Raw genomic sequence first — 19,382 nt, forward strand, 5'->3', positions numbered from 1 at the left:
CGCCGGGCCGCCGCGCAGCGAGCCGCCGTGCAGTGAGCCGACACGGGTCAGCCGCCGTGCGCCGGGCCGACACGGGTGAGCGTCCGTGCGCCGGCGCATCGGCACGCCCGTCTTCGCCGAGGCCTGGCGGCTGCGCGACCGGGTCGGCCCGGAGGGCGGGTCGTCGCGTCCGTGGTTGCCGGGCATCGCCGCCCGTTCGCGGCGAGACCGGGGGATGAGGTGACGGGGTCCGGCCGTCGTGTGCGAGGGGGAGGGCGGACGCCGTGCGTACTGCGTCGACAGTACGCACGACTGCGTGCAGGCGGACGACGACGATGACGTCCCCGTTCACGAAGGATCGAGGTAATTCGTCCGTCCCCGCTCCGCCGTGCCGTGCCCCGGCGCGGCGGAGCGGGGACGGGGCACGGCATCCGTGCCGCCGATCCGTCGCCCGATCCAGACTGGAGCGCCTCCTCTTGGCTACCTTCCTCTACCGGCTAGGCCGCTTTTCCTTCCGGAGGCGCCGGCTCGTCGCCCTGTTGTGGGCGGTGGTCCTGGCCGCCCTCGCGATCGCCGCGGTCAAGGCACCGACCGCCCCCGATGACGGGTTCTCGATGCCCGGCACGGAGTCGCAGCGGGCGTTCGACCTGCTGGACGAGCGCTTCCCCGGGCAGAACGCCGACAGCGCCGACGCCCGGATCGTCTTCGTCGCCCCCGAGGGCCAGAAGGTGACCGCGGGCGCGAACCGGGCGGCCGTGGAGCGGGTCGTCGCGGACGTCGCGGGCGGCCCGCAGGTCAAGGGCGTCCTCAACCCGTTCGAGGTGCCCGGGGCCGTGAGCAAGGACGGCCGCACCGCCTACTCGACCGTCTCGTACAAGGTGCGCCCCGTCGACCTCACGGACGCCGCGGGCGAGGCCCTGGAGGACGCCGCGGCGGACGGGCGCAAGGCCGGGCTGGCCGTCGAACTCGGCGGCTCGGCGCTCCAGGCGGGCGGCGAGGCCGGCGGCAGCACCGAGCTGGCCGGCATCGCCGCCGCCGCGGTGGTCCTGCTCATCACCTTCGGATCGCTGGCAGCCGCGGGCCTCCCGCTGCTCACCGCGATCGTCGGCGTGGGCGTGGGCGTGGCCTCGATCATCGCGGTCGGCATGTCCAGCACGACCACCACGCTCGCCCTGATGCTGGGGCTCGCGGTCGGCATCGACTACGCCCTGTTCATCGTCTCCCGCTACCGGTCGGAACGGGCGGACGGCCATGACGCCGAGGAGGCCGTGGCCCGGGCCGCGGGAACGGCGGGCTCCGCCGTGGTCTTCGCCGGTCTCACCGTCGTCATCGCCCTGGCCGGCCTCTCCGTGGTGAACATCCCCGTCCTCACCACCATGGGCATGGCCGCCGCCGGCACCGTCGTGGTCGCCGTCCTGGTCGCGCTGACCCTGCTGCCCGCGCTGCTCGGCTTCTTCCACCGGGCCGTCCTGCCGCGCGCGGCCAGGGGCGCGTCCGGGAACGGGCGTCGCGCCCGGACCTCCTCCGGGGAGCCCACCGGGCCCAACATGGGCACCCGCTGGGCCCGTCTGGTGATCCGCCGGCCCGTCGCGATCCTCGTGCTCGGGGTCCTCGGCCTCGGCCTGATCTCCGTACCGGCGCTCGACCTCCGGCTCGGCATGCCCGGCGACGAGTCCCAGCCCACTTCCAGCACCAAGCGCCGGGCCTACGACGCGCTGGCCGAGGGCTTCGGCCCCGGGTTCAACGGGCCGCTCACGGTCGTCGTCGACGCCAAGGGGTCCGCCGACCCGAAGGCCGCGGCGACGTACGCGGCCGAGAAGCTCTCCGCCACCAAGGGCGTCGTGGCCGTGACGCCCCCCGCCTTCAACCAGGCCGGTGACACCGCGGTGCTCACCGCCGTGCCCGCCACCGCCCCGAGCTCCTCGGCCACCACGGACCTCGTGCACACCATCCGCGAGAAGGCGCACGGCCTGACGGCCGACACCGGCGCGAAGATGCTCGTCACCGGCACCACCGCGGTGAACATCGACGTGTCGCAGAAGCTCAGCGACGCCCTGATCCCGTACCTCGCGCTCGTCGTCGGCCTGGCCTTCCTGCTCCTGATGATCGTCTTCCGCTCCCTGCTGGTGCCGCTCAAGGCGGCGCTCGGCTTCCTGCTGTCGGTGACGGCGGCCCTGGGCGTGATCGTCGCGGTCTTCCAGTGGGGCCGGTTCGCCGGGCTGATCGGCGTCGAGCAGACCGGGCCCGTGATGAGCATCACGCCGATCTTCCTGATCGGTGTGGTCTTCGGCCTGGCCATGGACTACGAGGTCTTCCTGGTGACCCGGATGCGGGAGGCGTACGTCCACGGGGAACGGCCGGGCGAGGCGATCGTCACCGGGTTCCGGCACAGCGCCCGGGTCGTGGTCGCCGCGGCGGTCATCATGATCGCGGTGTTCGCCGGGTTCATCGGGATGGACGAGTCCATGATCAAGATGATGGGCCTGGGCCTCGCGGCGGCCGTCTTCTTCGACGCGTTCGTCGTCCGCATGGCGATCGTCCCGGCCGTGCTCGCCCTGCTCGGCGACCGGGCGTGGCGACTGCCCCGGTGGCTGGAGAAGGTCGTGCCCCGGGTGGACGTGGAGGGCGAGCGGCTGGGCCGCGGCGGCCCCGCGCCCGCGGAGGCCGGTTCCGGGACGGGGCCGGCACCGGACGCGCATCCCGCGCACGAGACCGGGTCCGTACGGGTGTGAGACCCGGGCGGGTGTGAGACCCGGGCAGGTGTGAGACCCGGGCAGGTGTGAGACCCGTACGGGTGTGAGACCCGGGCCGGGGCGCGCGCCCCCGGGAGCACGCCCCCCGCCCGGCATGAGCCGGGGGGCGTGCCGGGCACGAGCCGGCACGAGCCGGCACGGGCCGGGCGCGCGCCTGCCGGACTCCGCGCGGGCGCGCGTGGCGCGTGACGCGTGGGGGCGTGGGGGCGTGGGGTGGGCGTACGGCCCGGCGTGCGCGGCGCGTGGGCGGTGCCCGCGCACGGGCCGGGGGCCTCGCACGCCGTGCGCCGCGCGAAAGATGCGCGGTCGGAGACCATGGATGGTGACCGAGAAGGAAAGCGAGCACATGTTCACCGAGTGGCGGCAATGGTTCCGGCGCCATCCCCGGGCCCTCGACCTGGCGGTCGCGGTGCTCCTGTGGATCCTCGCGATCTTCTCCAGCACCGTGAGCGAGGCCCGGATCGTCCGGGCCCCGTCGCTCGTGTTCTGCCTGGCCGCCGCGGTGCCCTCCGTCATCCTGCTGCTGGGGCAGCGTGCGTACCCGCGAACCGTGGTCGCGGTGACGACGGTGTGCGCGGGCGTGCTGGCCATGATGGGCGACCGCATCGGCTTCGACCCCTCGCCGAGCGTCGCCGGGGCCGTCCTGGTGGCCCTGTATCTGCTGGCCCTGCGGACGGATCTCCGCACGACCTCGGTGTACACGCTCGGGTCCGTGACCGCTCTCGTCGTCGTCTCCATCGGGTGGGGCGACGCGGCGCTGCTGCGGCCCGACCGGATCGGCGTGCTCTCCTGCGTCTTCCTGGCGGGCGCGGTCGGCGAGTCGGTGCGCAGCCGCCGCGACTACGTGGCCGCCGTGGAGGCGCGGGCCGAACTCGCCGAGCACACCCGCGAGGAGGAGGCGCGCCGACGGGTGAGCGAGGAGCGGACCCGGATCGCCCGGGAACTCCACGACATCGTCGCGCACCACATCGCCCTCGCCCACGCGCAGGCGTCCACCGCCTCGTATCTGCTGCGCAGCCGCCCGGAGCAGGCGCAGAAGATGATGGACCAGCTCGCCGGAACCACTTCCTCCGCGCTGCGGGAGCTCAAGGCGACCGTGGGCCTGCTGCGCAGCGAGGGCGACCCGGAGACGCCTCTGGAGCCCTCCCCCGGGCTCGCCCAGCTCCCGGAGCTGATCGCCTCGTTCGAGCAGACCGGGCTGGTCGTCCAGGTGACGGTGGAGGGCACGAGACGGCCGCTGTCGCCGGGCGCGGACCTCACCGCGTACAGGATCGTGCAGGAGGCGCTGACCAACGTCACCAAGCACGCGGGCTCCGCGACGGCCTCGGTCCGGCTCGGCTACTCGCGCCGGCTGCTCACGCTCACCGTCACCGACGACGGGCACGAGCCCCGGGCGTCCGGCACGCCCGGGTACGGCCTCATCGGCATGCGGGAACGGGCCCTGTCCGTCGGCGGCCGGCTCTCCGCGGGCCATCGGGAGGTCGGCGGTTTCGAGGTGACCACGGAACTCCCCCTGGAGACGGACGCCGACACCGCCGCCGACGCCGTCACGGGCACGGGAGGGGGCACGGGAGCGGGCACGACAACGGACGCGGGAACGGGCACGGACACGGGCACGACAACGGACGCGGGAACGGGCACGGACACGGGCATGGGGACGGACACGGGCATGGGCGCAGGAACGGAGACAGGGACGGGGACGGGGATCGCGGGGGCGGCGACAGGGACGGGCACGGTGACGGGGACGGGCTCGGAGCCGGCGACCGGGGACAGCGGTGAGGACGGCGACCGTGGCGCGGCCCGGCCCTCTCCGACACGACGACGGGACGAGAGGGCGGCACGGTGACCATCCGGGTACTGCTGGCCGATGACCAGGCCCTGCTGGCCGGAACGTTTCGGCTGCTGATCGAGGCGAACGACGACATGGAGGTCGTCGGCGTCGCGGCGGACGGCCGGGAGGCGGTGGAACAGGCCCGCGCCGCGCGGCCGGACGTCGTCGTGATGGACATCCGCATGCCGGGGCTGGACGGGGTGGCGGCGACGGAGCTGATCCGCGGCGACGAGACGCTGCGGGAGACCCGCGTCCTGATCCTCACCACGTTCGAGATCGACGAGTACGTGACCTGGGCGCTGCGCGCCGGCGCGAGCGGGTTCCTCGGCAAGGACGTCGTCCCCGAGGAACTCCTGGCGGCCATCCGCGCGGTGGCCGCCGGGAAGACCCTGCTGTCGCCCACCGCGACCAGGGCCCTGGTCAGCCGCTATCTGGCCCTGCCCGAGGGCGGGGTCGCCGCGCCCGACGTCCTGGACGTCCTGACCGCACGCGAACGCGAGGTGATGGCGCAGGCCGCCGAGGGCCTGTCGAACGACGAGATCGCCGAGCGGATGTATGTCAGCCCGCTGACCGTGCGCACCCACATCGGACGGGCGATGACCAAGCTCGGGGCCCGGCACCGGGCCCAACTCGTCGCCATGGCCTACCAGTCGGGCCTGGTCCGGGTGGACCCGCCACGACCGGACGGCCCCCTCCGGAACACGGGTCCCTGATCCCGGGCGCGGGGCCGCGAAGGCCCGGGGCGGCGGCGGGGTGGAGCCGGCCCGCCGGCGCAACGGGGTCGCACGGGCCTCGGCCGGCGACGTGGCCGCCGACTCGCCCGCCCTGATCACGGGTGGTCGTGGCGTCCGGCCCAGGGGCCGGGTTCCGCGACTCCCACGAGTTCCGCCTCGTCCGTGGCCCGGCAGCCGCAGGGATGCCGCACGGTGCGGGCGAGGTTCGCCTCGATGGCGTCCAGGGCCCGCCGGACCGCGGCGATCTGGGCCCGCAACGACTCCGTCTCGGCCGCGGCCGCCGCCGTCGTCCCCCGCGCGGCCCCGGCGACCGCGACGACCCCGGCCGCGTCGAGGACCCCACCCGTGCCGACGGCTTCGAGAGCGGGCGCCGTCTCCGTCCGCGCCTGGGGCGGAGCTCCGGACGGGGAGCCGGGCGGAGCTCCGGACAGGGAGCCGGGCGGGGTGCTCGCCTCGCCCTCCCGCGCCATCTCCAACTCACGTGCCTCGTCGAGCGAGTTGATGACGACCCCGATGAGGAGGTTGACGAGCAGGAACGAGCCGAGGAGGACGAACGACGCGAAGTAGACGATCGCCCAGCGGGAGATCTCCAGCCCGGCCCGGACCGCGTCCCCCAGTCCGTCGAGGGTGATGAGGAGGAAGAGACTGAGCGCCGCGCGTCCGAGCGAACCGAACTGCTCCGGATTTTCCCGGGCGAAGAACACCCAGCCGACCATGGCGTAGACGTAGAGCAGGAGCGTGCCGACGAGCAGGAAGCTCAGCGTTCCGGGCAGGCTCTTGCCCACCGCCACGATGACGATGCGCAGTTGGGGCAGGAACCGGGCGGCCCGCAGCACCCGGGACAGCCGCAACAGGCGCAGCACGGTGGCGTTCTCGCGGGCGAACGGCAGAAAGGCCAGGGCGACGACGAGCACGTCGAACACGTTCCAGGGATCGCGGAGGAAGTCCCGGGGACGGTCGGCGTGGGCGGCGGCCCGCAGCAGGATCTCGACGGTGAACGCGGCGAGGAAGGCGTACTCCGTCGCCTTGAGCGCGCCGTGCCACTCCCGCACGACACCGCTGTACGTCTCGACGCCCAGCAGGGCCGCGTTGGTCACGATGAGACAGAACACGGTGCCGGTGAAGGCCGGGGACTCCACGGCCCGGCGGGCGCGCGCGGCGATCGCGTGCCGTAAGGGCGCGGCGGCGACCTCTTCGGACATGGTGTGACTCGTCTCCTCGCTTCCTCGCAGAAGGACTTGCCCCCGCGGGCCGGTTACCCGCTGCCCGACAGAAGTGGATCGCTGACCGACAGAAGTGGATCTTAGACCGGTCGGACGCGGACGGAACGCGAGGCCGTGACCGCCCCCGTACCCCCCGTCCGGCACGGCCCGAAACCGTCGGCACGCCCCGGCGCCGTCCCGCACCGCCCGACGCCGCCTCCGCGCGCGGCGCCGCCCGGCGCCGGGTGTCTTCGACGCGCGGGCCCGGGGCCCGGTGGCTAGCGTGAGACTGCGGGCGCGGGACGGCCCCGCCGAACGCGAAGGAGCCGGAGCCATGGCTGTACGACCGGAGGGCACACCCTGCTGGGCCGACGCGATGTTCCCCGACCCGGAGGCGGCCAAGATCTTCTACGGGGACGTGCTGGGCTGGACGTTCGGCGGTCCCGTGGAGGAGTACGGCAACTACACCCAGGCGTACGTGGGCGGCAAGGCGGTCGCCGCCATCGTGCCCCCGATGCCCGGCCAGCAGGGACCGGCCTCCTGGTGCCTGTATCTGGCCACGCCGGACGCCGCGGCCACCGCTGCGAAGATCCACGAGCACGGCGGCGAGCCGCTGATGGAACCGATGCGGGTCGGTGAGTTCGGCACGATGCTGCTGGCCCGGGACCCGTCGGGCGTCACCTTCGGCGTCTGGCAGGCGGGCACGCACGAGGGCTTCGAGGCGGAGGGAGTGCCCGGCGCGTTCTGCTGGGCCGAGGTCTTCACCCGGGAGCCCGCGAAGTCCGATGCCTTCTTCCCCGCCGTCTTCCCGTACACCGTGCTGAAGATGGAGGACGAGCACGTCGACTTCAGGCTGTACAACGTCGCCGACCGCACGGTGATGGGGCGGATGCGGATGGGCGACGAGTTCCCGCCCGAGGTGCCGCCGTATCTGAACGTGTACTTCACCGTCGCGGACTGCGACGCGGCCGTGGCGAAGGCGACCGAACGCGGCGCGGTCCTGCGGTTCGGGCCGATGAGCATGCCGTTCGGCCGGTTCGCCGCGCTGACGGACCCGCAGGGCGCGGCGTTCTCCGTGATCGACGTGAACACGACCGAGGGCGAGCCGCCCAGGATGTCCCCGGTCGCCTGACGCCCGAGTTGCGGGGGCGGCGCGCATGGGGTTGTTTCGAAGGGGGAGCGGGTGTGCGCACCGGCGTACGCGCCCGCGCCCGACGGGCTGGCGCGCCCCCTGAACGTCGCACGAGCGCCTGCGGCGACGCAAGCGCCCGCGGCGGCGTCGACTCCGCAGCGGCGCGGCAGGGGTCCGGCCCCCTCCCCCGTTCGGGCCCGGCCGCCCTGACCGGGTCCGCGTTTCCCCTGGTTGGGGGTGAGAGACCGTGCTGTTCGTCGACCGCGCGGACGCGGGGCAGCGGCTGGCCGAGGCGCTCCGTCCTCTGGAACGGGAGAACCCCGTCGTACTGGGTCTGCCGCGCGGCGGGGTCCCGGTGGCGTTCGAGGTGGCGCAGACGCTCGGCGGACGTCTCGATGTGATCGTGGTGCGCAAACTCGGCGTGCCGCACCACGAGGAGGTGGCGTTCGGCGCGATCGGCGAGGGCGGGGTGCGGGTCCTCAACGAAAACGTCGTCGACTCCCTGTGGGTGGGCAAGCAGGATCTCGCGGCGGTCGAGCGGGTCGAGTCGGCGGAGCTGGCACGCCGGGCACAGGCGTACCGGGCGGGCAGGTCACGGGTGCCGGTCGAGGGCCGGACCGTGATCGTCGTGGACGACGGGGTCGCGACCGGCGCCACGGCCGAGGCGGCCTGCCGGGTGGTCCGGGCGCAGGACCCGGCCCGCCTGGTGGCGGCCTTTCCGGTGGCGCCGCCGGACGCGCTGGCCCGGCTGCGGGCGTGCGCGGACGAGGTGGTGTGCCTGTCCTCGCCGCCCCTGTTCAGCGCCGTCGGGGAGTGGTACCAGGACTTCTCGCAGACCTCCGACGAGGAGGTCATGGCCCTGCTGGCCCGGGCCGCCGAGGCCGGGCACCCGACCCCGGGCAGCGACTGAGCCGGGACCGGACACACGTACCGGGGGCAGCGACTGGGCCCGCACCGGGCCGCCCGGCCCCGGGCCGCACACGTCCGTCGGTCGGTCCGGGCCGCCGTCCCGGGGCGGCACGCGCCCCCTCGATCGGCCCGGGCGGCACGCGCCCCGCGTCCCCCGGTCAGTCCGGGCAGTACGCGTCCCGCTCGGGCCGTGCCCCCGTCGTCAGGAACGCGGTGACCGCGATGTCGCCGCAGGCGTTGCCGTTGCCCAGGTAGACGCCGTGCCCTCCGTGGTCCACCGCGACCATGCGGGCCCGGTCGCCGAGTGCCTCGCGCATCTTCAGCGCGCCGGAGTACGGGGTCGACGGGTCGCGCACGTTCTGGATCATCAGGATGTTGGACGGGCCCCGGTCCGTGATCCGGGTCGGCGGTTCCACGGGCGCGCCCGCCGCTTCCTTCCAGAAGGCGCACGGTGTGACGTTCGCCGGCATACCGGCGGTCAGCGGGTGCCGGGCGCGGTCCGCGGCGACGGCGCGCCGGTATTCCGGGAGCTGCCCCGGCCAGCGGACGTCGTTGCAGATCACGGCGATCGTGACGGCCGCGTCCCGGTCCGGCAGCGGCTGCGCGATCTCCTCGGGCAGCTCCGGCTTCGCGTCCTCGTCCCCGGCCGCCCGGAGGAGCGCGGCCAGTCGGGGAAAGGCCGCGTCGCGGTACAGGGCGCTCTGGAGCACCTGCCGCAGCCGGTTGCCGGTCAGCGGAACGCCCGGCGTGGTGGACTCCTTCGGGTCCCGGTCCAGCCGCTCGGCCAGCGAGAGCACCAACGGGCGTACGTCCTCGGCCCGTTCGGCCAGACGCAGCCCCTCCGCCTCCCTGGCCGGGTCCGCAGCCCACCGCGCGAAGTCGGGGAACCTGTCCTCCGCGCCCACCGCCATGTTCGCCAGCCAGCCCCGCTCGACCCGGGAGGGATCGGGGTCGGCACTGCTGTCCAGCACCCAACGGTCCGTGCGGTGCGGGTACTTCTGGGCGTACACGGCTCCCACGTAGGTTCCGTACGAGACGCCCCAGGCGGACAGTTTCTCCTCGCCCAGCGCCTGCCGGAAGAGTTCGATGTCCCGCGCCTCGTTGGCCGTCGTGAGGCTTCGCAGCAGCGCTCCGCCGTTACGGGCGCACGCCTCGGCGATCCGCCGCGACCGCGCCGCGTTCGCGCCGATCGAGCCGTCGGCGGCGGGCCAGGACCTCATGTTGACCATCTCCCGGTCCTCCGGGCGAAGTTGACAGCTTGCCGCGGGACTGCCGCCGACGCCGCGCGGGTCGAGGCCCACGATGTCGTACCGGCCCCCCGTCTCCCGCAGCAGTCGCTCCGCCTTCTGCGTCACCCACCGCACCCCGGACGAGCCGGGGCCGCCGGCGATCAGCAGCAGCGTCCCGCGCCGGGCCGACGGCCGGTCGCTGCGCACCCGGGTCACCGCGAGACCGATCCGCGGGCCGTCCGGCGCCCGGTAGTCGAGCGGCACGGGAAGCTCGGCGCACTCCTGCGCGGCGGGGCCGCCGTCCTCGGCGCAGGGCCGCCAGCGGAGGGCGGGCGAGGCGCTGCCGGCGCGCGCGGGCGGGGTCGCGGCCCCGGTCAGGGCGGTGGCGGCGACGGTGGCGGACAGGGCGGTTAAGGCGAGGCTGCGTCGGCGGCGACGGCGAGCGCGCGTCGCTCCGTACGCCGTGACGCCTTGATCCGCCTCGCGATGGGTCGTCTCGCGGTCGTCCGTCTCGCGGCGGTTCGCGTCACGGCAGTTCGTCTCGTGATGATTCGTCTCACGACAGTTCGTCTCGCGGTGATTCATCTCATCACAGTTCGTCTCGCGGTGATTCGGCTCGCGGTGATTCGTCATGGGGCAAGCCTTGCCGGGACCGGTCCGGCCGGCCCATCCGGCAGCCCGGAGAAGGCGGGTGGGGCTTTCCCCCGGCCGCCGCGGCCGGATTCAGCGTCCGTACCTGCCGAAGAGCAGCTTCCATGGTGCGAGGGCCGACTCGATCTGCACCCCGAGGCCGAGTTTCGATTCGCCCTCGACCCGTTCCTCGAACCGGATCGGAACCTCGACGATCCGCAAATGGCGGCGGACCGTGCGGTAGTTCATCTCCACCTGGAAGGAATAGCCGTTGCTGCGCACCGAGGACACGTCGATGGTCTTCAGCGTCGACGCGCGCCATGCCTTGTAACCCGCGGTGGCGTCCTTGACCCGCAGCCGCAGGATGGCGTTGACGTAGAAATTCGCCCAGGCGGAGAGCGCCTTGCGGTGCCAGGGCCACTCGGTGGCGAGCGAACCACCGGCCACATAGCGGGACCCGATCACCACGGCGGCGTCCTGGGCGAACAGCGCCTCGATCATGACGGGAAGCCGTGAGACGGGATGGGACAGATCGGCGTCCATCTGGACCACCACGTCCGCCCCCTCGTCGAGCGCGCGCGTCATCCCCGCCACATAGGCGCGGCCCAGTCCGTCCTTCTCCTTGCGGTGCAGCACCCCGACCACACCGGCGGTACGGGACGCCAACTCGTCCGCGACCGCTCCCGTGCCGTCCGGCGAGTTGTCGTCCACCACGAGGACGCGCAGCCCGGGCAGGCCCAGGCCGGTCAGGAGATCGACGAGGACGGGCAGGTTCGCCCGCTCGTTGTAGGTGGGCACCACGACCACGATCTTCGGCACGTCCTCCCGCGACTCCCCCACCGCGTCCGCCGCGTCCGCCGTGTCCGCCGTCGGATCCACCGGCGCCCCCTCCTCCTGCGGCTTCTCCGACGCCTTCTCGGGCGGGTTCTCCGGTGCGTTCTCCGCCCCGGGCCTCTCCTCGTGCCCCATCTCCTCGTCTCCTCGTTCCCCGGTGTTTCCGTAGTTCTGTCTTCGGTTCCGTGTCTTCGGTTCCGTGTCTTCCGCGCCGTCGGCGCCGCGCACGCGGCGCCGTGTTCTCCCGTTTCCGCGCACCTGCGGCCGCCGTTCCCGCGACCGCGAATCCGCGTTCTGTGACCGCGTGATCACATGAGACGTTTCCGGCGGGCCCCGTGACCCGCCCAGGGCATATTTCGCCGCCCCTTTCTCCACGGGCTCTCCCCGTTTTCTCCCCAGGCGTCGCCCGAATTCCCTCCGGTCGTATGTCGGGCGGTCTCCGGAATTGCCCGCGCGGGACCGCGCGAGCCTAACATCCGCGATTCCTCGCCCACCGGGGAAAGCGCCCCGGCATTCGTACCGGGTGGAGGTGCCCCGCAGGGTGAATGGAGGGACCCGGAGGGGGGCGGAGTGGGAGAACAGTGCCGGCGTCCCCTGCCACCGCGATGCGAGGCGATGACAGGGGAACGCCGTCGAGGAGGAGCCGACACCGGCATCGGGCGATTCAACCCGTGGCACACCGACAGCGGTCCGTCAGCCGCCGACGCTAGCCGCCCTCGCGCGCCGCCGACGCGTACCACGCCGACGGCCGCGCCCGACTCCACTCCAACGGCGGGCGGGCCCAACCCGGGCGGCGGCGTTCGGCCGCCCTCGGTCGGGTCCCGGCTCCGTAGAATCCGGTTACGGGAACGCGGCGCGACCGGGTGCCCGCCCCACCGCCCGGCCCTGTGTCCCCCCGCCCCGCCGCCCGGCCCCGCGCGGCCCCGCCGCGACCGGCCCCCCCCCGAGAGCGAGAGGTTCCCCCGTGACCGTCGACGACACCGCTCCGCCGTCCCGCCCCGTCACCATCGTCACGGGAGGCAGCCGTGGCATCGGCGCCGCGACCTGTGTCCGGCTGGCGTCCGAGGGCCATGACCTCGTCCTGGGCTACGTGCACGACGCCGAGGCCGCCGAGCGGACCGCCACCGAGGTCCGGGCCGCCGGGGCACGCTGCCTCACGGTGCGGGTGGACACGGCCGTGGAGGCCGACGTGGAGCAGCTCTTCGACATCGCGTCCACGCAACTCGGCCCGGTCACCGGGCTGGTCAACAACGCCGGGGTGACGGGCCCGTTGGGACGGCTCGTCGAAACCTCCGCCGAGACCCTGCGCCGGGTGCTGGACGTGAACCTCCTCGGCGTCCTGCTGTGCTGCCGCCGGGCCGCGAAGGACATGGCCGGCGGCCGGGCGGGCGCGATCGTCAACGTCTCATCGGCCGCCGCCACCCTCGGCAGCCCCGGGGACTTCGTCCACTACGCCGCCACCAAGGCGGCGGTCGACGCCGTGACGGTCGGGCTGTCCAAGGAACTGGGGCCGGACGGCATCCGGGTCAACTCCGTCGCTCCCGGAATGATCGACACCGAGATGCACGCCGAGGCGGGCGACCCCGGCCGCGCGCACGCCGCCGCCACGTCGATCCCGCTCGGCCGGCCGGGCGGGGCGCCGGAGATCGCGTCCGCCATCGCCTGGCTGCTGTCGGCCGACGCCTCGTACGTGACCGGGGCGGTACTGCGGGTCTCGGGCGGACGCTGAGGGCGGATCGCGGGCGGGCCGCCGAGCACCGGAGGCCGCCGGCCGTCCGCCGCCCCCACGTCGACCGGCCGGCGCCGAACAGCCCGGAACGGCCTGCACGGAACGACCGGTACCAAACGACCAGGAACGGCCTGCCCGGAACGGCCTGCCCGGAACGACCGGTACCAAACGACCAGGAACAGCCTGCCCGGAACGACCGGTGCCGAACGACCAGGAACGGCCGGTGCCGGATGACCATGACAGATCGGGTGATGACGGAAAAAGCACCGTTGAACCGATCGCGCCCGGGGTACAGGTGCCCCGTGCCGAACTTCGAGATCACCACCGCAAGCGCCGACGACCTCGCGATGCTGGCCGATTGGGCCCACGAGGAGAGCTGGAACCCGGGACTGGCCGACCGTCACGCGTTCTTCGCCGCCGATCCGCGCGGCTTCCTGATCGGCCGGCTCGACGGCGAACCGATCTCCTGTGTCTCCGTGGTCCGCTACGGCCCGGACTTCGCGTTCCTCGGCTTCTATCTCACCCGCCCCGAACTGCGTGGCCGGGGCTACGGGCTGCGCACCTGGCAGGCCGGCATGGCCCGGCTGGCGGGGCGCAACGTCGGCCTGGACGGCGTGGTCGCCCAGCAGGCCAACTACCGCAAGTCCGGATTCCGTTCGGTCTGGACGAACATGCGTTACGAGGGCCGGCCGGCCGATGGCCCAGGCATCCCGGACGTACCGGCCGGCACCGCCCTCGTCGACGCGCGCGGCATCCCCTTCGACCGGCTGGCCGCCTACGACCGCCGGTTCTTCCCCGCCGCGCGCGACAGCTTCCTCGCGTCGTGGATCGCCGGGCCGGCCCACACCCCGCTCGCCGCCGTCCGCGACGGGGAGCTGCGGGGCCTCGCCGTGCTGCGCCCCTGCCGCACGTCGTACCGGATCGGCCCCGTGTACGCGGAGTCGCCGGAGGTGGCCGGCGCCCTGGTCGGCGCGCTGGCGGCCACCGTTCCGGACGCACCGATCGCGGTCGACGTGCCGGACGTCAATCCGGCGGCCGTCCGGCTCGCGGAACGACTGGGTCTCGCCCCGTCCTTCGAGAGCGCCCGGATGTACACCGGCCCGGCCCCGGAGATCGACCACACCGGCCTCTACGGCATCACCAGCCTGGAACTGGGCTGACCCGGCCGGCGGCCCGCACCCGGACCTCCGGCCCAGGGCCTCCGGCCCGCCCCGGCTCGGACCCCGCTCGGACCCGCCGGTCCAGGCAGACCGGAACCGGCCGACCGGGGCGGACCGCCGCGCCGCCCGGCACAGGCCACCCCTGCACACGCCGAGGCCGCCCGGATCGGAACCGAGTCGGCGGACTCGGTTCCGCCGACTCGGGCCAGGCGGCTCAGGTCTGCCGGCTCAGGTCAGCGGGTGCGAGGTCCGGCCGGATGCCTCGTCGATCTCGTCGTGCGCCTTCGTCAGCATCTTCATCGCCAGTTCGTTGAGCGCTCTGGCTCCCGCGATCTCTTCGCCGACCCTCGGCTGTTCCTTGTCGGAAGGGTGACGGCTCGCATATCCATGGGCCCGTACCTCGGTCCCGTCCGGCAGTCTCACCAAGGCGGCTGCGCGGGTGCGGTGGTGGTCCTCCTCGAATTCCAGATCCACATGCCACCCGACGGCTGTATGCATCATCTCGATCACCTCAGTACCAGCGTGCGCCCGTTCCGCCGTCCCTGCACCACGGCGCACCCCCCGTGAACGGGCAGGACGCCTGCGCGCACCCCGGCCCGTGAGCCCGGCCCGTGAGTCCTGCCAGCCGCCTGCCCGCCGCCCGTATGCCGCCAGCCGCCGCCCGTCCATCCCCGAACCGCCGCTCCCACTCGTCCGCATGTTCGTCCACAGGCTGTGGACGAACCTGGGGACCCCGGAGGCGGCCGCGCGGCACCGTCCCCGGCGCACCGCGCGATCTTCCGGTCGCGCCGCCCGGCAATGATCCGGCATGGAGGACCCCCCGAAGTCTGCCGGGTTCCGGCAGTGTGCGCCGGCGGTCCCGTATGGGATCATCCAGCCAGTTCGACGGAGATGTTCGGGGGAAACATGTTCGGGGGATTTCGAGGATCGAGGAAGGTGATCGTGTGACCTTGTTTCTCGGTCTCGGCATCGCGGGAATCGTCCTGCTCGCCCTGTCGCTGATCTTCGACGGCGTTCTCGAAGGTCTCTTCGGCGGTGTGCTGGACGGTCTCTTCGACGGTCTGCTGTCTCTCCCCGTCATCGCGGGGTTCGTCTCGATGTTCGGTTTCGGTGGTGCGATCGTGCTCGGCACCACCGGCGGCGGCACGGTCGTCGCGGCCGTGGGCGGGGTGCTGGCCGGGCTCGTCGCGGCATGGCTCACCTGGAAGTTCAGCCGGGCGCTGATGCGCGACCAGACCAGCGACACTCCGCGCGGGGACGATCTGGTCGGCACGTCGGGCTCGGTGGTCACGGCCATCCCGGCCGACGGTTACGGCGAGGTCCTGCTGCGCCTGGGGGGCCAGCCGGTGAAGCTGTCCGCCAAGAGCCCGGTACCGGTCGAACGCGGCACGGAGGTCTGGGTGGAGGCCACGCTCTCCACCACCTCGGTCTCGGTCCGTCCCGTCGAACACTGAGCGCCCCGGCCGGGCCGGAACGCCGTGTGACAACACCCGCGCCGGGACGCCACGCAACAACACCCGCAACGAAACCGCCGTCCTCCCGGGGAGGGCAGGGAGGCAGGGGGTCAACCCTATGAGCCCAGTCGTGACCGCAGTCGTCGGAGTCGTCGTCCTCCTGGTGCTGCTCGCACTCGTCGTGATCACCCGCTACAAGGTCGCGGGGCCCAGCGAGGCGTTCATCATCACCGGGCGCCGGGGCAAGAAGTCGACCGACCCGGTGACGGGCCGTACCAGCATCGACAACAGCGGCCAGAAGGTCGTCGTCGGCGGTGGCGTCTTCGTCGTCCCGTTCGTCCAGCAGAGGTTCACCCTGGACCTCTCCAGCCGGCACATTCCGGTGGCCGTGCGCGGGGCCGTCACCCTGCGCGGGGTGAAGTCCAACCTGGACGGCGTCGCGATCGTCAAGGTCGGCGGCAGCGAGGAGGCCATCCGGGCGGCGGCCCAGCGCTTCCTCCAGCAGCAGGACGGCATCGTCGGCTTCACCCAGGAGGTGCTCTCCGGCGCGCTGCGCGCCATCGTCGGCCGGATGTCGGTCGAGGACATCATCCGGGACCGCGCCGCGTTCGCCGGCCAGGTCGCGGAGGAGGCCGAGGCCAGCCTCTCCGGTCAGGGCCTGATCCTGGACGCCTTCCAGATCCAGGACATCACCACCGAGGGCTCCTACCTCGAAGACCTCGGCCGCCCCGAGGCCGCCCGCGCCAAGCAGGAGGCGGACATCGCCGAGGCGAACGCCAAGCGCGCCTCGGAGCAGGCCCGGCTGAAGGCCGCCGAGGAGATCGCCGTCGCCGAGCGGACGTTCTACCTGAAGCAGGCGGAGATCAAGGCCGAGACGGAAGCCGCCGCGGCCAAGGCCAACGCGGCGGGCCCGCTCGCCGAGGCGGCCCGCCAGCAGGAAGTCCTCACGGAGCAGGAGAAGGTCGCCGAGCGCCAGGCCGCGCTGACCGACCGCGAGCTCGACACCAAGGTCCGCAAGCCCGCCGACGCCGCCCGCTACCAGGCGGAGCAGGAGGCCGAGGCCCGCCGGATCGCCCAGGTCAAGGAGGCCGAGGCGGACGCCGAACGCGCCCGGCTGACCGGTCAGGGCGAGAAGCTGCACCGCTCGGCCCTGGCCGACGCCGTGCGCATCGAGGGTGAGGCGGAGGCCGCCGCCATCGCCGCCAGGGGCGCCGCTGAGGCCGAGGCCATGCAGAAGAAGGCCGACGCCTTCGCCCGGTACGGCGACGCGGCCGTGCTCCAGATGCTGGTCGAGGTGCTGCCGCAGGTCGTCGCCAAGGCGTCCGAGCCGCTGAGCGCCGTCGACAAGATGACCGTGATCTCCACGGACGGCGCGAGCCGGCTGTCCCGCACGGTCACCGACAACGTCGCCCAGGGCATGGAACTCCTCAGCTCCACCACGGGAGTCGACCTGGCCGCGCTGCTGAAGAACCTCAACGGCGGTACGAAGAACGTCGCTTCGACCACGACCGGCTCGGCCGACGCGTCCGGCCGGCCGGCGGACGGGGCCCCGGCCGCCCCCGCCGACGGGAAGATAGAGATCACCGACTGACCGGTCCCACCACGCGTCTGTGCCCGGCCGGCATCCCCCCGGCCGGGCACACGCGTGTCGGGGCGCGCACGTGTCGGGCACACGCGTGTCCGGGCACACACATGTCAGCGCACACACGTCAGCGCACGCGCATGCCGGGGCACACACATGTCAGGGGCCGCGCCCCGCAATCGCCGCATCCCATGACCACCGCACCCCGCGACCACCGCGGCCGGCCGGCCGCGTCGCGCACCGCCCGGGCCGCGCACCGACGCGTCGGAGGCGGCAGAACCCTCCGGATAAGGTAATGCGCGACTAAAGAGATCACCAAGTGTGGCGACAAATCGATACATCCCCAGGAGGAAGCCATGGGAACCCACCGCACCACGCTGCCCGGTGTCGGCGTCCAGTACGACTACACGACCGAGTCGGGTCAGCACATCTCCGTCGTCGTGCACCACGACGGGCGCCGGTTCATCGGCTTCTACGACCAGGACGATCCTGATTCGTGCCGCCTCTCGGTACCGCTGACACCGCAGGAGGCCACCGGTCTCGCGCACCTCATCGACGCGGCGCCCATCGACGCGGTGCGCACCGAGGGCATCGACCTGGTCACCGAGCACATCCCGCTCGGAACGCGTTCCCCCTACGGCGGGCGGCTGCTCGGGGACACCCGGGCCCGCACCCGTACGGGGGCCTCGATCGTCGCGGTGCTGCGGACGCACAGTGCGCATCCGTCGCCCGGGCCGGACTTCCGGCTGGCCATCGGGGACACGCTCGTCGTCGTCGGAACAAGGGAGGGCGTCGACGCGCTCTCCGAGATCATTGCGGAGGGCTGACAGTGCACGACACGACCGCATTGCTGGTGGAGCTCGGCTCCGTCATTCTGGGGCTGGGCATCATCGGGCGGTTCGCCGGGCGAATAGGACTCTCGCCGATCCCCCTCTATCTGCTGGCGGGGCTCGCGTTCGGGCACGGGGGGCTGCTGCCCCTCGACGCCAGCGAGGAGTTCACCGCCGTCGGCGCGGAGATCGGCGTCATCCTGCTGCTCCTGCTGCTGGGCCTGGAGTACAGCGCCTCGGAGCTGGTGACCAGTCTCAAGACCCAATACCCCTCCGGGGCCGTGGACTTCGTCCTCAACGCGACCCCGGGGGCGGTGGCCGGCCTGATGCTGGGCTGGGGCCCGGTGGGGGCCGTCGCGCTCGCCGGGGTCACCTGGATCTCGTCGTCCGGGGTGATCGCCAAAGTGCTCACCGACCTGGGACGGCTCGGCAACCGTGAGACGCCCGTCATCCTCGGCGTGCTGGTCATCGAGGACCTGTCGATGGCCGTGTACCTGCCGCTGCTGACCGCGATGCTCGCCGGCGTCGGTCTCGCCGGGGGCAGCATCGCCCTGCTCATCGCGCTCGGCACCGTCGGGTTCGTGCTCTACCTGGCCCTGCGTCACGGACGGCTGATCAGCCGGGCCGTGTCCTCGGACAACCCCGAGATGCTGCTGCTGGTCGTGCTCGGGCTGACGGTCCTGGTGGCCGGGGTGGCCCAGGAATTGCAGGTGTCGGCGGCCGTCGGCGCGTTCCTGGTCGGAATCGCGCTCTCCGGCGAGGTCGCCGAGGGCGCGCGCAAGCTGCTCACCCCGCTGCGGGACCTGTTCGCCGCCGTCTTCTTCGTGTTCTTCGGCCTCTCCACCGACCCGGCCGCGATTCCGCCGGTGCTGCTCCCGGCCGCGCTGCTCGCCGTGGTCACCATCTTCACCAAGATCGCCACCGGCTGGTACGCGGCCCGCCGGGCGGGAATCGGCTCCAAGGGCCGCTGGCGGGCCGGCGGAACGCTCGTCGCCCGCGGCGAGTTCTCCATCGTCATCGCCGGACTGGCCGTGGCGACCGAACCCCGGATCGGGCCCATCGCCACCGCGTACGTCCTCATCCTCGTGATCGCCGGTCCGCTCACCGCGCGCTGGACCCAGCCGATCGCGGCCAAGGTCCTCAGCCGCCGCGGCCGCTCCCGCGCCACGGACACCGCAGGCGCCGCGATCGCCACGGACGCCACACCCGCCGCCGCGCCCGCCGGCGCCGAAGCCACCGGTGACGGGCCCGCCGCGAGCACGGCCGACACCGCGAGCACGGCCGCCGCGAGCACCTCTCGTGAGCATTTCTCGTGAGCGCTTCTCAGGGGCACTTCTCCGGGCGGCCGTTCGTTGTACCCCATAGCTGTTCAGGGACCGCGGAGAGCTCTCTCC

General features: G+C 73.2%; 13 protein-coding genes and 2 pseudogenes. 11 read left to right on the forward strand and 4 right to left on the reverse strand.

Annotated features, from left to right (window positions below; all coding sequences use genetic code 11):
* Positions 1-455 precede the first annotated feature (455 nt).
* The 3 genes from WA762_RS07295 to WA762_RS07305 all read left to right on the forward strand — a co-directional run bounded on the left by WA762_RS07295 (position 456) and on the right by WA762_RS07305 (position 5,276).
* Entirely contained in the window at positions 456-2,711 is a 2,256-nt protein-coding gene (locus WA762_RS07295; protein WP_335933912.1) for an MMPL family transporter, read from the forward strand.
* A gap of 340 nt (positions 2,712-3,051) precedes the next feature.
* Positions 3,052-4,578, forward strand: coding sequence for a sensor histidine kinase (locus WA762_RS07300; RefSeq protein WP_335933914.1), 1,527 nt, complete (start codon positions 3,052-3,054; stop codon positions 4,576-4,578).
* On the forward strand, positions 4,575-5,276 hold the full coding sequence (locus tag WA762_RS07305; protein WP_335933915.1) for a response regulator transcription factor: 702 nt from the start codon (positions 4,575-4,577) through the stop codon (positions 5,274-5,276). The genes WA762_RS07300 and WA762_RS07305 overlap by 4 nt, the downstream gene beginning before the upstream one ends.
* 490 nt (positions 5,277-5,766) lie before the next feature.
* On the opposite strand, the pseudogene WA762_RS07310 reads toward WA762_RS07305, so the two are convergent.
* Positions 5,767-6,499 (reverse strand): annotated as a pseudogene (locus tag WA762_RS07310) (ion transporter); the annotation flags it as partial.
* A gap of 334 nt (positions 6,500-6,833) precedes the next feature.
* Between WA762_RS07310 and WA762_RS07315 the strand changes: the two are divergent.
* Entirely contained in the window at positions 6,834-7,631 is a 798-nt protein-coding gene (locus WA762_RS07315; RefSeq protein ID WP_335933919.1) for a VOC family protein, read from the forward strand.
* Positions 7,632-7,878: 247 nt separating this feature from the next.
* Positions 7,879-8,508, forward strand: a pseudogene (locus tag WA762_RS07320) (phosphoribosyltransferase); the annotation flags it as partial.
* A gap of 190 nt (positions 8,509-8,698) precedes the next feature.
* On the opposite strand, the gene WA762_RS07325 reads toward WA762_RS07320, so the two are convergent.
* Both WA762_RS07325 and WA762_RS07330 read right to left on the reverse strand, forming a co-directional pair.
* A complete protein-coding gene (locus tag WA762_RS07325) occupies positions 8,699-10,354 on the reverse strand; it encodes an alpha/beta hydrolase (protein ID WP_335933921.1) in 1,656 nt (551 codons plus the stop codon).
* 138 nt (positions 10,355-10,492) lie between these two features.
* Entirely contained in the window at positions 10,493-11,368 is an 876-nt protein-coding gene (locus WA762_RS07330; RefSeq protein ID WP_335933923.1) for a polyprenol monophosphomannose synthase, read from the reverse strand.
* A gap of 829 nt (positions 11,369-12,197) precedes the next feature.
* Between WA762_RS07330 and WA762_RS07335 the strand changes: the two genes are divergently transcribed.
* Positions 12,198-12,962 carry an SDR family oxidoreductase gene (locus WA762_RS07335; protein ID WP_335933925.1) on the forward strand — a complete coding sequence of 255 codons (765 nt, stop codon included), beginning with the start codon at positions 12,198-12,200 and terminating at the stop codon, positions 12,960-12,962.
* Positions 12,963-13,264: 302 nt separating this feature from the next.
* Complete coding sequence (locus tag WA762_RS07340; protein ID WP_335933927.1) at positions 13,265-14,122, forward strand: GNAT family N-acetyltransferase; 858 nt, start codon at positions 13,265-13,267, stop codon at positions 14,120-14,122.
* Between the two features lie 228 nt (positions 14,123-14,350).
* Here the strand turns inward: WA762_RS07340 and WA762_RS07345 are convergent, their stop codons facing one another.
* Complete coding sequence (locus WA762_RS07345) at positions 14,351-14,623, reverse strand: DUF1876 domain-containing protein (RefSeq protein WP_335933928.1); 273 nt, start codon at positions 14,621-14,623, stop codon at positions 14,351-14,353.
* 443 nt (positions 14,624-15,066) lie between these two features.
* On the opposite strand from WA762_RS07345, the gene WA762_RS07350 reads away from it, so the two are divergent.
* The 4 genes from WA762_RS07350 (at position 15,067) to WA762_RS07365 (ending at position 19,304) form a co-directional block, all read left to right on the forward strand.
* Positions 15,067-15,576 (forward strand): NfeD family protein, encoded by a 510-nt coding sequence (locus WA762_RS07350; RefSeq protein WP_335933930.1) that lies wholly within the window; start codon positions 15,067-15,069, stop codon positions 15,574-15,576.
* 118 nt (positions 15,577-15,694) lie between these two features.
* Entirely contained in the window at positions 15,695-17,167 is a 1,473-nt protein-coding gene (locus WA762_RS07355) for a flotillin family protein (RefSeq protein WP_335933932.1), read from the forward strand.
* Between the two features lie 347 nt (positions 17,168-17,514).
* Entirely contained in the window at positions 17,515-17,985 is a 471-nt protein-coding gene (locus tag WA762_RS07360; RefSeq protein ID WP_073789085.1) for a cation:proton antiporter regulatory subunit, read from the forward strand.
* A gap of 2 nt (positions 17,986-17,987) precedes the next feature.
* Positions 17,988-19,304, forward strand: a complete 1,317-nt coding sequence (locus WA762_RS07365; RefSeq protein ID WP_335933934.1) for a cation:proton antiporter — start codon at positions 17,988-17,990, stop codon at positions 19,302-19,304.
* Positions 19,305-19,382: the final 78 nt, after the last annotated feature.

Origin of the sequence: Streptomyces tyrfis (assembly GCF_037034285.1) — a bacterium.
Lineage (GTDB): Bacteria > Actinomycetota > Actinomycetes > Streptomycetales > Streptomycetaceae > Streptomyces.